Source organism: Levilactobacillus cerevisiae (genome assembly GCF_003946245.1).
GTDB classification, from domain to species: domain Bacteria; phylum Bacillota; class Bacilli; order Lactobacillales; family Lactobacillaceae; genus Levilactobacillus; species Levilactobacillus cerevisiae.
Map to the genome: position 1 here is coordinate 1 of NZ_RHNN01000006.1, position 15,747 is coordinate 15,747.

13 protein-coding genes are annotated in these 15,747 nt (G+C 46.1%); 11 read left to right on the forward strand and 2 right to left on the reverse strand.

Annotation, left to right across the window (positions count from 1 at the left end; genetic code table 11):
- From EKM99_RS15985 to EKM99_RS03490, 4 genes are all read left to right on the forward strand, one after another.
- Positions 1-204: hypothetical protein (locus tag EKM99_RS15985; RefSeq protein WP_225419769.1), on the forward strand; the 204-nt coding region annotated here is incomplete at its 5' end.
- 221 nt (positions 205-425) lie between these two features.
- Entirely contained in the window at positions 426-1,604 is a 1,179-nt protein-coding gene (locus EKM99_RS03480) for an acyltransferase (RefSeq protein WP_125580990.1), read from the forward strand.
- Positions 1,585-3,111: an AMP-binding protein gene (locus tag EKM99_RS03485; RefSeq protein ID WP_125580992.1), complete on the forward strand. Its 1,527-nt coding sequence runs from the start codon at positions 1,585-1,587 to the stop codon at positions 3,109-3,111. The genes EKM99_RS03480 and EKM99_RS03485 overlap by 20 nt, the downstream gene beginning before the upstream one ends.
- Positions 3,108-4,097 (forward strand): aliphatic sulfonate ABC transporter substrate-binding protein, encoded by a 990-nt coding sequence (locus EKM99_RS03490; protein WP_125580994.1) that lies wholly within the window; start codon positions 3,108-3,110, stop codon positions 4,095-4,097. Before EKM99_RS03485 ends, EKM99_RS03490 begins: the two co-directional genes overlap by 4 nt.
- Positions 4,098-4,207: 110 nt before the next feature.
- Here EKM99_RS03490 and EKM99_RS03495 read toward each other — a convergent pair whose 3' ends face one another.
- Both EKM99_RS03495 and EKM99_RS03500 read right to left on the reverse strand, forming a co-directional pair.
- On the reverse strand, positions 4,208-5,719 hold the full coding sequence (locus EKM99_RS03495) for a UxaA family hydrolase (protein ID WP_125580996.1): 1,512 nt from the start codon (positions 5,717-5,719) through the stop codon (positions 4,208-4,210).
- A gap of 511 nt (positions 5,720-6,230) precedes the next feature.
- The gene (locus tag EKM99_RS03500; RefSeq protein WP_125580998.1) at positions 6,231-7,307 is read right to left on the reverse strand and encodes a CdaR family transcriptional regulator; all 1,077 of its coding nucleotides are present in this window, start codon (positions 7,305-7,307) and stop codon (positions 6,231-6,233) included.
- A 387-nt stretch (positions 7,308-7,694) separates the two neighbouring features.
- Between EKM99_RS03500 and EKM99_RS03505 the strand changes: the two genes are divergently transcribed.
- The 7 genes from EKM99_RS03505 to EKM99_RS03535 all read left to right on the forward strand — a co-directional run bounded on the left by EKM99_RS03505 (position 7,695) and on the right by EKM99_RS03535 (position 15,386).
- Positions 7,695-9,020, forward strand: a complete 1,326-nt coding sequence (locus EKM99_RS03505) for a transporter permease (RefSeq protein ID WP_125581000.1) — start codon at positions 7,695-7,697, stop codon at positions 9,018-9,020.
- A gap of 136 nt (positions 9,021-9,156) precedes the next feature.
- Entirely contained in the window at positions 9,157-10,038 is an 882-nt protein-coding gene (gene garR, locus EKM99_RS03510; protein ID WP_125581003.1) for a 2-hydroxy-3-oxopropionate reductase, read from the forward strand.
- Between the two features lie 81 nt (positions 10,039-10,119).
- Positions 10,120-11,448 (forward strand): enolase C-terminal domain-like protein, encoded by a 1,329-nt coding sequence (locus tag EKM99_RS03515; protein WP_125581005.1) that lies wholly within the window; start codon positions 10,120-10,122, stop codon positions 11,446-11,448.
- Between the two features lie 18 nt (positions 11,449-11,466).
- The gene (locus tag EKM99_RS03520; protein WP_125581007.1) at positions 11,467-12,372 is read left to right on the forward strand and encodes a dihydrodipicolinate synthase family protein; all 906 of its coding nucleotides are present in this window, start codon (positions 11,467-11,469) and stop codon (positions 12,370-12,372) included.
- Between the two features lie 10 nt (positions 12,373-12,382).
- Complete coding sequence (locus EKM99_RS03525; RefSeq protein WP_125581009.1) at positions 12,383-13,543, forward strand: glycerate kinase; 1,161 nt, start codon at positions 12,383-12,385, stop codon at positions 13,541-13,543.
- A 197-nt stretch (positions 13,544-13,740) separates the two neighbouring features.
- A complete protein-coding gene (locus EKM99_RS03530; protein ID WP_125581010.1) occupies positions 13,741-14,472 on the forward strand; it encodes a MerR family transcriptional regulator in 732 nt (243 codons plus the stop codon).
- 47 nt (positions 14,473-14,519) lie between these two features.
- The gene (locus tag EKM99_RS03535; RefSeq protein ID WP_125581012.1) at positions 14,520-15,386 is read left to right on the forward strand and encodes an arginase family protein; all 867 of its coding nucleotides are present in this window, start codon (positions 14,520-14,522) and stop codon (positions 15,384-15,386) included.
- Positions 15,387-15,747: the final 361 nt, after the last annotated feature.

Here is a 15,747-nt window from a genome sequence, read left to right on the forward strand (position 1 = left end):
CTTTTTTATTTTTCTGATTTTCAAAACAGACAAAAAACCGGTATTAGTTATTCACCAATACCAGAAAGTGTAGACCCGCTTAACACTGATAACCAAACAATCCAAGCCCAGGATTATTCGGTTATCACCGTTAATGCTCGCCAGCTAACCGCCATCTGCCACACTCTTGCCACAGCGTTCCGGCCTAAATTTGGCGAACGGTAAGCCGGCAGGTTTAGACAGTGTTGCCGCTAATTTTGGACGATATTCCCGTTTGTACAGAGGATTGTGTTTACCTAGCTGGATTTGTTAAGGAATGTAAACGTTATCTAAGAAATTCTTATTTAGCGTTTAAGAAACCATCAGGACGCCAGCGTTGGTTGGATGATATAACTAAAGGCGTACTAAATACGGGGGAGCCCGTTATAATTTGAAGAGGTGAGACCGTGGCCGAACGGAAAAAACGGCGGTATTTACACGAGGTTGATCTCATGCGGGTCATTTTTATCGGTGGGGTGTTGCTTAACCACACCACGACAGCGTTTGAGGGTCGCCTAGTTGATACCACGAATAGTCAGTTACTTTTGGAAGCAACCCATTTGGCGTTACATTTTACGCGAATGGGCTTTATGTTCATGACGGGGTTAGTGTTGGTCCTGAACTACTACAACCGTGATCATCAGTGGCTACGATTTTGGAAGAAGCGGTATATCAGTTCAGGGGTTCCCTACATTGCGTGGAACGCCATCATCATGATTGTGGCGACGCTGATTGCTAGCGGCGGAATTAATTGGCCGCAGTATTGGGCCCATTTGGGAAACGCGCTACAGTACGGGAATGAATACTACATGTACTACATCATGGTAACCTTCCAGCTGTACCTGTTATTCCCGGCAATTGTTTACATGTATAAGAAATTGCCGAAACACCATTTGGCCATTGTCGGCATCAGTGGGGGCTTCCAGTTACTCTTGATGATTGCCATCAAGTACTGGCTACCCCACGTCGATACCAGCAACTGGCTCTGGTGGTTCCGGGCTTATGGGAACAACGTGTTTGTTTACCAGTTCTACTTCTTAGCGGGTGGGTTCGTGGCGATTCACTACGATGACGTGATTGCGTTCATTGAGAAGAACCACAGATTCATCAACTGGATGGCCGGGTTGCTGGCGATTGGGACGGTCTTCCTGTTCTTTGGGGACCGTGACGTTCTGAAATTAAGTCCCGCCGGTATTTTCTCCGTTCACCAACCGTACATTTTCATCTACGATTGCTTTATGATTTTATTTGTTCTCTGGTTCGGCCTGCAGTACGCCAAGGCGCGCCAACACGGGTTACCGAACTGGCTGGACAACCTGATCCAGGCCTTCTCCAAGGTTTCTTTCGGGATTTATCTCTGTCAAAGTTTACCCATCTTCGCTTTAGATGGGATTCTATCGCAAATTAATTTGCCAGCCTGGGTCTTGCTGCTGTTACTGCCAGTCGGGTACCTGTTCGTTGCCGGCGGTGCACTGCTGATCTCCTGGTTCTGCTTCAAGGTGCCGCCATTTGGCATCCTGATTGGCCGACCACAATGGCATCCGTTCTCGAAAGGAGCACGTTCACATGTCAAAAATAACGCTTAAATTAACCAATCAATTAAAAGAAAATGCCAACGTCCAGATCATCAAGGACGAGGCCCGCGACCGCTGGTATACCGGTGCTGAATTGGCTGCCGACGTGGACCAACTCGACGATCAACTCCGCGGTTTAAACATCGGTCATGGCGATGTTGTGTACGTTTGCCTGCCCAACTCTGGGTTGTACCCGGTCTTGACGCAAGCCATCTGGGAAATTGGAGCCGTTATGAATCCCGTTTCCGCCAACACGCCAGCCGCAGAAATGTTGGCCGACCTGAAGGAACACGACTACGCCGCTGTGATTGTGGCGGCTGATTTGGTCGACGCCGTTGTGGACAACCGGGAAACGACCCGGGCCGATTTGACGTTGAACACCGCTGATCAGTTAACGGTCATCCGTGACACGGCGGTGACCGGCCACGTTGCCGCAACGCCAACCGAGGAAGACTTGGCGCTGATTTTACACACGTCCGGGACGACTGGTAAGCCCAAACGCGTGGGCCTGACTCACGACCTGATCCGGCACGGCGCCCAGCACGACATCGACGCCCACAAGTTAACGGCCGCCGACACTACGCTGATCACCATGCCCATGTTCCACATCAACGCGCAGGTCGTTTCCGTTCTGTCCACCCGTTTGTCCAGTGGGAAAATGGTGATCACGCCTAAGTTCTCTGCGAGTCGCTTCTGGCCCCAGGTCCAAACGAACGGCGTCACCTGGGCCTCCGTTGTCCCCACCATCATCAACATTTTGCTGTTAAACGACAAGGCCAAGGCGGCCTACAACGACCAGACCCATCTGCGGTTCGTCCGTTGCTCCTCGTTTTCCTTGCCCCTAGAAAAATTGACGGACTTCGAGGACACCTATCACACGCGGATCTTGGAAGGCTATGGCATGACCGAAACCGCCAGCCAATGCACGTTGAACCCATTTGATAAGCCTAAGGTTGGCTCCGTGGGCTTGCCCGTGGGCACCGACATGGCCATCCTGGTCGACGGTGACTTCACCACGGAGCCCGGCCAATCTGGGGAAATCGCGGTGCGCGGCGACCACGTGATCAAGTCTTATATGGATCCCCATCCCGATTCCTTCAAGGACGGCTGGTTCCTGACTGGTGATCTCGGTTACTTCGATGATGATGGCTACCTCTACATCAACGGGCGAAAGAAGGACATCATCAGCGTGGGTGGCGAAAAAGTTGCACCGGCGCGGGTGGAAAATGTCTTGAGCGAACTTGAATTTATTAAGGAAATCACCGTGATCGGTACGCCCGATGACTTGTACGGTGAATCCGTTACGGCGGTCGTCATCAGTCGGCCGGGCAGTGGCTCGCAAGCGGAACAGGAAGCAGCCATTTTCGACCAAGCGAAGAAGGCTTTGGCGGGCTACGAACAGCCCAAGCGGGTCCTGTTCGTTCACGATTACCCCCGGAACGCGACGGGGAAGGTCTTGCGGCCGAAGTTACGTGATTTAGTGGTTAACGATGCTGAACAGTTAGGTGAGGGTGCATGAGTAAAACCAAGCGGACATTTTTAAAATGGGTAGTGGGTATCGTTCTGGTCCTCTGGGCCGGTGTGGCTTACTACGGCTATCGCCAAACGGATAGCGCTACCAGCGGTCACAGTAACGGTTTGACCACGGTCACGGTCGGCTACCAGAAGGGGGATCCCTTTGATATTGCCAAGGAACGCGGCCAACTCGTTAAGAAAATGAAAGCCAAGGGTTACAAATTAGTCCTCAAGCAATTCCAAGACGGGAACGCCTTAATGCAGGCGCTGAAGTCCGGGAGTATTGACTACGCCCGGGCCGGTGACACGCCACCCGTGACGGCGCAATCTGCGGGAACGGACTTGGCATACGTGGCCGTGGGGTCGACGAAGGCCAAGGGTTCCGGCATCCTGGTCAAGAAGAACAGCGGCATCAACTCGCTGAAGGACTTGAAGGGCAAGAAGATTGCCTACACCAAAGGAACCAGTTCGCAATACCTGTTGCTCCAACTGGTTGAGAAGGCCGGCCTGAGTGTCGATGACGTCGACTGGGTCAACATGGACCAATCGTCGGCCAGCGTGGCCTTTGCCAAGGGTAAGATTGATGCGTGGGTCACCTGGGATCCCTACACGGCGCAAGCAGAATTGACGGAAAACGCCAAGGCGCTGAGCACCGGGGTCGGGATGAGTAATAACCGGGATTATATTTTGTCCTTGCAAAAATATGCTAAGGCGCATAAGACCGTTTCCAAGTACTTGGTTTCCTATCTGGAAGACGACATGCAGTGGGCGGATACCCACCACACCAAGCTGATCAACATGCTCAGCAAGTCGCTGAAGCTGAAGAAGTCCGTCGTTCGCAAGATGGTTGAACGGCGCCATTACAGCATTCGCGGCATGTACGCTAGCGTGGTTAAGGAACAACAAGAGATGGCGGATAACTTCTACAAGAATGGCATTACGACGAAGAAGATTACCGTTAGCGATGCGGTGACTTACTTTAATAAGTAGTGTACAAAGAAAAATCGATCAGCCTCTCGAGGCTTGATCGATTTTTTTATAAATAGGAAACATAGAATTTAATGCATCCGCTTCTACTGGATGGTAAGAGAAAAATAAGATTATGTCATTGGTGCCGGATTGAAAATGACAATGTCATTAAAAAGCTTTAAACGTTCAGCTGCGGGTTTTTCACCACTGGCAACATCAACGATGAAGTTAAAAAGCTCTGTGCCCAGTTCCTTAACGCTCAACTCACCAGTTGCAATTTTACCGGCGTTTACATCAATTAAGTCCTGCCAAAATTCTTTGAGATCAGTCCGTGTGCAGACCTTAATGACAGGTGCGGCCTCTAAATTGTAAGGTGTTCCGCGACCGGTTACAAAGACTTCAAGACCCATACCAGAAGCCAGTTGCATCGGGCCACAAGTGAAGTCTCCAGCGGGAGTTGCATTGAAAATCAATCCACGCTTTGTAGGAATTTCGCCAGCACTAACAACTTGCGAAATTGGTGCTGTTCCCGATTTTGCAATTGATCCCATAGATTTTTCAACGATAGTTGAGAGGCCGCCCTTACGATTTCCAGGGGTTGGGTTTGCGGAGCGATCAACACCACCCTTAGCAAGGTAGTTGTCGTACCAGGACATCTCCTTTACTAACTTATTGCAGTTGGGCTGATCGGGAATTCGTTGAGCGATAAAGTTAACACCATCACGAACTTCAGTAACTTCGGAAAACATGGCGGTACCACCTGCAGCAACTAATAGATCAGAAGCATAGCCTGCCGCAGGATTTCCAGTGACACCAGAGAAAGCATCACTACCACCACACTGGAAGCCTACTGATAATTTGCTGAGAGGCTGTTCAGTTCTGGTATGAGTGTTCAGAATAGCTAGTTTTTTTTCTGCCATTTGTCTTATGGCAAGAATCATTTTTTCGAAACCTTTAAAATTTTGTAGAAATAATAAGTTGTCATCATTAATATCTTCGGCTTCCATAATCCGATTGGGTGTGAGCTTTTCACATCCCAAACCGATGACCATTAGTTGCCCACCAAAGTTAGGATTCTTCATGATATTTTTAATTTCACGAATAGGAAATTTAGCTTCTGGAGCATCAATGGCTACACCACAGCCATAAGCATGACTGACTACAACGACATCGTCAACATTGGGATATTTTGGAAGGAGTTCTGCCTTTATTTGATCAACTGCTACTTTTAGAACCCCAACAACGCATTGAACAGTTGTTTGAATTCCCAAAATATTTCGTGTTCCAGAATATTGATTACCGGGAACTTCATAGCCCATAAATGTTGTGCGATCAGGCTTGGGCAGGTCTTTTTTGATATTCTCGCCATAGGTGAGTTTGCTGAGGTCAGGTGAAGGGGGAAGTTCTAGGCTTGTTTCATTAATCCAATCACCTGCATGGATGTCTTCCTTAGCGTAGCCCAGAATTACACCATACCGAAGAACGGGCTGGCCCTTAGTCAAGTTTGTCAGGGCGATTTTATGTGCTTGCGGAATTTCAGCATTTGCCACAATATCACCAGTAATTTTGTCACCAATATGTAAGTCGTGTACAGCAATAGCAACATTGTCTTCTGGTCTCATTTTAACAACGTGTTTTAACATAGAATGAAAACCTCCTTGGTCGAGTATTAACTAAACGTACAGAAAAAAAGAAAGTGAAGCGCTTTCAATCTTGCAACTTCATGTTATCTTTTTCACTATTCGCATACAATAGGCAGGCTTATCAAGAAATTAGATGGAATTTTAGGCACTTTAACATATCAGCAGAAGGTATAGCAGAGTTAGTGCTGTGAAGCTGGTATCTTAAGATTCAAATAACTGGTGAGAAATTAAATGTCGCATGATTATAGCGTTACTCCGGTCATGTGAACTAAGTCCTTTATAGAGCTTTGAGTGGCAGCCCATTTAGTAAGACTAGTATTGATACCCAACCCTAGACACCTTGGGATTACAAATTTCCGTTTTGAATGGTCAGGGCGTTATTGCAAAGTTGCTGGTCATCTTGTTAAATGGAGTGAGTGTCAATTGGTGTGATGTTGAACCAGGAACCTATTTGATCGTCAACAGCCGCTAAAATTCAATTGCAAACTATGCAGCTACACCACGCTAGGAGTTAGTCGAGAGTTTTAGTTGTGTGCTGTGTGAACTGGTAGTTAGCATTCTTGTAGTAAATGTAGCCTAAGTATAACTCAAAAAGTTCTACAAAGTCATGCGGATCTAAGTTGAAGTCATCATGGATTTTACTCAGGCGATATCCTAGTGTATTTCTGTGAATATGCATTGCTTTGGCTGTTTGCGCCATATTGCCACTATGACGAATGTACATTCCTAATGTCTTTATAAGATCAAGACCTGATTCACTTTGACTGGTCTTCTGGAATTTCTGCATGATTTCTGCAATTGAAAGATGACTTTTTAACAGGGTATTAATAAAAGCTACTTGTGAAAATTGAATTAAATCAGAGCGATTAAAAATATGACTAATTTTAATTGTTTCTAAGGCTTGTGTGACTGATATTCCAATATTCTGCTGCGCAGAGCCAATGCCAATGCTAATTTTTTCCTTTTGACAATAAGCACAAAACCGATTGATTGTTGTGGTCTGTGTTGTCAGTACAATAATTGTACTAGCAGATAGCGAGAGCTGAAAATCAGTTGGATCCAGCAGACTCATTGGAAGTGTATGGAGTTCAACGGCTATGGCGGTTCGTTTTTTTAAGACGTCAATACTCAGTTGGCTAGCTTCAAGCAGTAAATCTGTTTTGGCTTCGATGCCACTACTTACTTGAGACCACTGATATAAAAAACGATTTAAGGCGTTTTCCTTTTTCTTCTCCCGTAAATTGATTTGATTTTGACTCAATAAAAGCTCGGTTGCAATTCGAAGTAGTGAAGCTAATGGTGTTACTTTATCGGGATCACCTGTGATGCCAATCACGCCGACAATTTTCTGATCAAAAAAAACTGGCATGTTGATTCCTGGCTGTCCATGTTGGCCAAATGAACGATCCATTGGAAGTGTCTTTTTTTGTTCGATGGCGTTTAGTGCACCAACATGTAACGTGTTGATTCGAGTGTCATCCCCACTTGCGATTACATAACCATGTTCGTCCATCATATTAATATTATATGGAATCTGAGCCATCATCTTGTTAACAATAGATTGTGCTAATACAGGATCAATTGTCATAAATTTCCCTACTTTCTCAATGCTAAAATAAATCAAATAAAAAATGGGTCAGTGTCACTTTTCTCTTGAAACAAGTGCTTGTGATATTGATTTCAATCGGGCTCAATCACTTTCGAACCAATTTACTAATATTGATTTAGAAAAAAGAAATGTCTGTACTTCATTTAAACCCATAAATAGAATTTTTTCAATAGCCGGTTAATTGCTTTTCGCGCCATAAAGGAAGCGCATTCAATTTTACAAAAAAGAATAAAAAAATTTGGGCGTTTTGTCCGTTGCTGAAGCGACTCATTGCAGATAATATAAAAAACGTAAGGCGTGCTTACTTGATCGTTTGCTCAGAAAATAACATTAACGAATCAAATCTTAGAAAGTTGGCGAATTTGAATGAGTTATCCAGCAATTATTGGTTTTGTTATGATGATTGTCATTGTTTGGGTCTTGTTGAAGCAGAAAACGAGTACGATGTTTGCGTTCACCGTAATCCCAATCCTTGGCGCAATCCTGGTTGGAGCTTCCCCGACTCAAATTGGTGGTTATCTGACCAAAGGACTGGGTATGACAACTCCGGTCGCTTTGATCATGCTGTTTTCCTTGCCGTATTTTCTTTTGATGGCAGATACCGGATTCTTTAACGGTATCGTCCGCAGAATTCTAAAACATATTAATTTGAATCCAATTGTTTTAACGTGTCTAACACTTCTAATTGCAATGATTACCGGTTTTGACGTCAGTATTACTTCAATTTACTTAATCACGATTCCGTTACTGTTACCGTTTTACCAGAAGTTACATATGAAGCCAATCATCTTGGTGTTCTTGACAACCGTTGGGGCAATTAATACGTTTGACGTTCCGTGGAGTGCACGGATGCTTCGAAGTGCTTCGCTGATTCCCAATATTTCTGGTGGGGCGAATCACTTATTTGGAATGATGTTTCCAACACAAATCATTTTCACTGTTCTTCTATTTTTAATGGCGGCATACTTAGGCTTTCGTGAGCAACGCCTAATCAAAAAAGAGTGTGCTACGAGTGATATGACTGCTGGAAAGGTCGACATTAGTGATATCGTGGATGATCCAGAGCTCAGTCGTCCTAAGCTTTTTTGGATTAATGTCACCTTGACTATCTTGGTTATTATGGCACTATGCTTAATGCCGTCCATTCCTTCTTATTATGTTTTCGCTTTCGGACTTGTGATTGCCTTAGCTTACAATTTTCCAGACTTAAAGCAGCAGAATAAGCTGCTGAAGAAGTATGCCAGTTCACTCTTGCCAATTATGCCAGCAATTTTACTATCAGGAGTTGTTGTTGGGGTCATGCAATACAGTGGCATGATGAAAGCCATGGTTGATACGTTAGTTAAAATCATTCCAAGTTCAATGGGGCCGTGGATTTACATCATCATCGCTGTGTTCAGTACGCCGTTAATGTTCATCTTTACCAACGATACCTGGTATTATGTGTTGATGCCAATTATTGTATCTTTGATGAAAGCATATGGTGTTCCCGCGGATATTGTTATCGTGACGTTGTTCATGAACATGGGGGCATTGTTAACGCCAATCGCTCAACCACAAATTTACATCGGTATTGATTTAACGCACGGGGCAGTTGATCTGCAACAGTATGTAAAATATGCATTCATTCCAATTTGGGGAATGAGCCTCGTCTGGATTGGACTGGGATTGTTAACGGGGGCCTTTCGTTAGACGAATGTAACCGCTATCATTTGTGTAATTGCACAAATTAGTGTTGGAAACTTAGAGAATTTGGTTAATTAATTCATAGGTAATTTAACTTATACTTCTAAGTGTAGAAGTAAGATTTGAAAGGGGCAAAATTATTATGAAACTTGGATTTATTGGATTAGGTATCATGGGTAAGCCAATGGCAAAGAATTTGGTTAAGGCGGGTCATGATCTTGTTGTGTTTGACTTCGAAAAAAAAGCTGTCCAAGAGCTGGTTGAAATGGGTGCGGTTGCCGCGACTTCTGGGAAAGAAGTTGCGCAAGGCTCGGATGTTATTTTCACTATGGTTCCGAACTCCCCAAACGTGGAAGCAGCACTTTTTGATGAGGGTGGGGTTGCTGAAGGGTTGTCAGCAGGTAAAACCGTTATTGATATGAGCTCAATTAATCCGTTAGCTAGTCAGGGATTTGCCAAACGTCTGGCAGAGCAGCAAGTTGGTTTCTTGGATGCGCCTGTTTCTGGTGGAGAACCCAAAGCAATCGATGGTTCCATTGCAATCATGGTTGGTGGTGATAAGAATCTGTATGAAAAGAATAAACCGTTGCTGGAGGTAATTGGTGGCTCAGTAACTTACGTCGGTGCAGTGGGTGCTGGGAATACGACAAAGTTAGCAAACCAAGTTATTGTAGCCTTGAATATTGCTGCAGTTAGCGAAGGATTTGCCTTGGCTAAAAAGGCTGGGCTTGATCCAAAGATGGTTTTTGATGCGATTCATACTGGTTTAGCTGGTAGCACGGTCATGGATGCTAAAGTCCCAATGATGATTGATCGGAATTTCAATCCGGGATTTCGGATTGACTTACACATCAAAGATTTACAAAATGCTTTGGATACGTCACACGCTCTAAACGTTGGATTACCATTAACTGCTGAAGTAATGGAAATCTTACAGGTTGTTAAGAATGATGGTAATGGGAGTGATGATCACGCTGCCATTGCTAAGTTCTATGAAAAAATGAACGACTTGACGATTGATTAACTAAGCGCTATTAGAACTAAAAAATGGGATTAATTTGTTATCCCATTTTCTTTTACCTCAAAAAGCGAAAGGATGAGCAATATGTCAGTTCCTAAAATTGTAAAAATGGATGTTTACCCAGTTGCAGGTAAGGACAGTATGCTACTTAACCTAAGCGGGGCTCATGGACCGTACTTCACACGCAATGTGGTGATATTAACTACTGAGAATGATCAAATTGGAGTTGGTGAGGTTCCTGGCGGGGAGAAAATTACTGAAATTCTACTAAATTCACGCGACTTAGTAGTTGGTAAAACTCTAGGCGAGTACAAAAGCGTGCTGCAAACAATGCGTGACAAGTTTTCGTACTTAGATGCGGGTGGCAGAGGACAACAAACTTTTGACCAACGTACGACTATCCATGCTGTTACAGCAGTGGAGGCGGCCTTCCTAGATCTTCTAGGGAAACATTTTCACGTGCCAGTGGCAGCACTATTGGGCGATGGCCAGGTGAGAGAAAAAATTGATGTTTTAGGCTATCTTTTCTACGTCGGCGATAAATCTAAGACGGACTTAGACTATATTACTCATGATGACGCCAGTGATGATTGGGGGCGTGTTCGACGCGAGCCCGCGTTGACGCCAGATGCCATTGTTAAGCAAGCGCAGGCAGCATACAGTCGGTATGGATTTAAAACCTTCAAACTTAAGGGTGGCGTATTCGATGGTGAACAAGAAGTTGCTGCTATTAAGGCACTGCATGAAGCATTTCCCGAAGCAAAACTGGACTTGGATCCTAATGGTGCCTGGTCACTCAAGGATGCCATTCATTATGCGTCAGAACTCGAAGGAATTCTAACATATGCTGAGGATCCTTGTGGTGCAGAAGAAGGATTTTCCGGTAGAGAAATCTTATCGGAGTTTCGGAAGGCAACATACTTGCCAACTGCTACAAACATGGTAGATACTGATTGGCGCCAAATGGCCCATGCTATTGCTCTTGATAGTGTTTCGGTTCCTTTAGCTGATCCTCACTTCTGGACTATGGAAGGATCCGTTCGTGTTGCTCAGATGTGCCATGAATTCGGATTGAACTGGGGTATCCACTCAAACAATCATTTTGACATTTCGTTAGCAATGGTGGCAAATACAGCCGCTGCGGCTCCTGGAGATATTTATGCTATTGACACCCACTGGATTTGGCAAGATGGTCAAAATCTAACAAAGAATCCATACAAGATTGACGATGGCCAGTTATCCGTGCCAGCTTCGAATGAAGGATTGGGAGTGGAAATTGACTTAGAGGCGATTAAAGAGGCTAATAAGTTATACGTTGAGAATAATTTGGGCGCCCGTGATGATGCCAAAACTATGCAGTACTTGATTCCTAATTGGCAATTTAATCCAAAGCAACCAGCACTGGTTCGTTAAGAGAAAGGAAAATTAATCATGGATATTAGTAAAATAAAAGGTATAATTGTTCCACTATTGATCCCTTTTAATGATGACGAGAGTGTGAACGAAACTAAGCTTCGAGAAGTAGTTGATCATGTTATAAATGGTGGTGTGCAAGGAATATTGGCATTTGGGAGTAATTCTGAGTTCTATATGCTCACGGACGATGAAATGGCCACTATTTTTAAAGTCATCATTGATGAAACTGACGGTCGAGTTCCAGTTTATTTTGGCATGGGACCTATTAGAACCAGTCACGGGGTTAAACTTGCCAAGATGGCTGAAAAATTGGGTGCGGATGGAATTTCGGTGTTGCAACCCATGTTTCTTAAGCCAACGGATAAAGAATTGTACGGACATTTTAAGCGGATTGCTAGCGCGGTTCCCAATTTGCCGATGCTGTTATACAATAATCCCCGAGTAGGATATCGCCTGAATGCGTCTTTAGTTAGTGACTTGGCACATGATGTTGAGAACGTTGTTGGTGTTAAGGATTCAAGCGGTGATATGACTTACTTTAGTGAAGTCGTCCGGATGACTCAGGACATTGACTTTCATGCGTTTACTGGCAAAGATACATTGATTTTCTTAGGGCTTTGTGCCGGTTCATATGGGAGTGTTTGTTCGACAGCCAATGGGCTAGTAAATGAAGTTGTTGATATCTATGATAAATTTGAAGACGGTGACTATGTGGGGTCACGAAAAGCACAGTATCGGTTTAATCCTGCGCGACTGGTTCAGAATAACGCCAGCTTCCCTGTTGCGACTAAGGATATGGCCAATTTATTAGGAATGAATGTTGGCAACCCGATGTTACCAAGCTTACCTTCGAGCGGTGAAGTACTTGATGACATGAAGATTGAAATTAATAAATTAGTGGGGTTTGAGACCACGAATTGAGGTTTTTCTTATGACTAGGGTACTGATTGCATCAGATTCTTTTAAAGGAAGCGCCACATCAGTTGAGGTGGCAGATTATATTGCCACAGGGGCCCATCAAGCTGACCCAACAATTCAAGTGACGACTGTTCCTATTGCTGATGGCGGTGAGGGGACTGTCACCAGTGTTTTGACAGCAGTTGGTGGCAAAATTCAGAACGAAGCGGTTATGGGACCTTTGGGAAATAATGTGATAGCTCATTGGGGGATGATCGATGAAGAGACGGCTATTATTGAGGTTGCTGAGGCGGCAGGGCTAAATTTGGCCAAAGGTGATCTTGATCCGTTGCTAACGACGACCTATGGTGTTGGTCAGCTAATTCACTCAGCGCTGAATCATGGCGCTTCGAAAATTTATATTGGTCTTGGTGGCAGTGCAACCAATGACGGTGGGGTTGGCATGGCACAAGCATTGGGCGCACATTTCTACGACGCTACTAATCAAGAATTACCATTGGGTGGTTTTGGCCTATTACAGTTAGACCATGTTGATTTATGTGGAATGGATAGTCGGTTGGCAGAAACAACTATTATTGGGTTGACGGATGTCGGAAACCCACTAACAGGTCCTCAAGGGGCATCAGCTATTTTTGGTCCTCAAAAAGGTGCTGATACAGAGAAAGTGCATTTGCTGGATAGTGGCTTGGGTCATTTAAATCAAGTTTTGAAGCAACATCAAAGGCTTGATTGTGCTGAAGTCGCGGGCTCAGGGGCCGCTGGCGGAACAGGGTTTGGAATTCTCGTATTTTTGGGTGGACACCTAGAGTCAGGAATTGACCAAATCATTCAGCTGACACAGCTTGATGATCAGATTTCTAAAGTGGACTTAGTTATTACGGGTGAGGGCCAGATTGATGGTCAGTCTCTTATGGGAAAAGCACCAATTGGTGTTACTCGCTTGGCTAAAAAACATGGTTTACCAGTGATTTTAATTGCAGGTAGTATTGGAGAAAACATTCGAACTGTGTATGATGCTGGCGTTGATCTTGTTCTCTCTTCGACGGTATCACCAATGTCTGTCGATCAAGCCATTCATAATGTACGCCCCTTACTAACGCAGGCGGGCTATACTGCAATGAAGTCATTTAATCTAAATCATATGTTACGTCAGGAGTCGTCACTCAGTAAGTGAATTCCGTGTCACGGAGTGCTTCAGATAGCGGTTGAAACAGTAGGACCTTTTAGTGAAAGAAGATTGCTGTAAGTTAAAATAACCTGGGAAATATCGGATACCGTTGATATTTCCCAGGTTATTTTCGTATAATTGAACAAAAGGCTTGCTAGTTACGCGGCGTCATCCGCTATAACTAGACTCAGGAGGTGAGATCCATGCCAACATACACGACGGGAGAATTGGCCAAGCTGGCCGGCGTTTCTGTGCGGACGCTGCAGTACTATGATCAAAAGCACGTGTTAACCCCCCGCACAATTTCAGACGGTGGCCGCCGGATTTATGGCGACGCCGACTATGAACGTTTGAAATTGATTTTGTTACTGAAAAGTCTGGGGCTGAAGCTGGCGGCGATTCAAGAAATTTTGACCAGCGACAACGGCCAACAGGTTTTGACGCTTCTGCTGGCGGAACAGGCCAAACGGCTGACGCACGACCGGGACGTGGTAACCGCCCAGTTACGGTCGGTAGCGGCGGTCCAGAAGAGCTTGGCCGGCGCGACCAATTTATCCCTCAAATCCATTCAGGACATGGATCGACTCATGGAAAACCATCGTCGTTTGAAACAAGTACGCGTGAAATTAGTTAGCGGCGGCCTGGTCATGGATGCCTTGGAAGTTGCCGGATTGGTTTATTCCTGGCAGACGGGCAACTGGTGGGTCTTCGGTGGCACCATGGTGGTTGCCGTCATCGTGGCCACCTGGTTGATGCGCGGGTACATGCGCGCCGTAGCCTACGTCTGCCCAAATTGTCAGACGACCTTTCAACCGCGGTTCTGGGCGGCATTCTGGGCTGGCCACAATCCGCGAGCGCGTAAGCTGACCTGTCCCCACTGTGGTCAGAAGGCCTACTGCATCGAAGTATTTGCTAATCCGGACCAGGTGAAATAAACTATGGGTAGTTAGTTATTTCACAAATGGAAGGGTGGCAGTTTCTCATGACGAAGCAACGAACAGTTCGGTTGATTTTACCGCAGTGGCAAGGTGGGGCGAACCCCGACTACCTCTTTGGCGCGCAGCTTCTGGCGGCCGTGTTACCACCGGATACTGCGGCGGAAACGATTCACGTGCCGGTGGCCGAGACCAGTGAGCACAACACCGCGGCGGATGGCGTCGATGGCAAACCGGTCCTGTTGAAACAGATGGCGGAGACCCGGTCGATCCTGGCCGTCAAGCACCCCGATCGCGTCATCACGGCCGGCGGGGACTGTTCCATTTCAGAGGCGCCCTTCGATTATCTGAGTGGCAAGTACGGGGAACACTTCGGCGTGATTTGGCTGGACGTGCACCCGGACATCGCCGACCCCAGCACCTCGCATCACCTACATGAAATGGTGGTTGCGGACTTACTGGGCAAAGGGGAGCCTGATTTCAGCCGGGCGGTGAAGAACCCCCTGTTGCCACGCCAAATTATGTACGCCGGACTGGACCACGCAGCGTTGCGGCCGATGGATCAGTCGGTCGACACCCTGGGCATCCGTTACGCCACCCCGGAAGACATCGCCAGCGACAGTCAGTCCGTATTGGATTGGCTAGCGGCGGAAAAGATCGACCACGTGGCCGTGCACTTTGACTTAGACGCGCTCACGCCAGCGGATTTCCGGTCCATTTTGCCAGCGCAACCCAACACGGACGTGAACGATTTTGGCGCAGCCGTGGGGCAACTGGCCCTACGACAAGTGGTGCGCTTGATGCGCGATGTCAGTGCCCACACGGATGTGGTGGGCTTCAGCATTGCCGAGCACATGCCGTGGGATGCCATCAATTTGCGAAATGCCCTGAGCGAGATTAGCATTTTTAAGTAAAAAATTGCGAAAGAAAATCCAGCTAACAAAGGACTAAACAACTAGATTAGGTGAAAATTGCCACCTGCGGCTGCCAGAGATTCCGGCGTCTGTGGGGACCGCCTGCGGCCTGAGGAGCGGTCCTCTGGCTCGGTTTGAAGCCTGTCAAAGTTCGCCAGTCTCCAAACGCGTCCCACGACGTAACCTGAGAAGACCGCTCAGCTAACGTCGTCGACACAGCTGCCTCCATCTCTGGCCTCCTCCGGTTAGAACAGTTTTTCGCCATTATTTTAATGGCAATCATCGCTGGACTGGCGACTTTCAGCCACAATAAGTGATGACTGTCTACGGAGGCTTAACTTTGAAAAGAGGCCATCAGCAG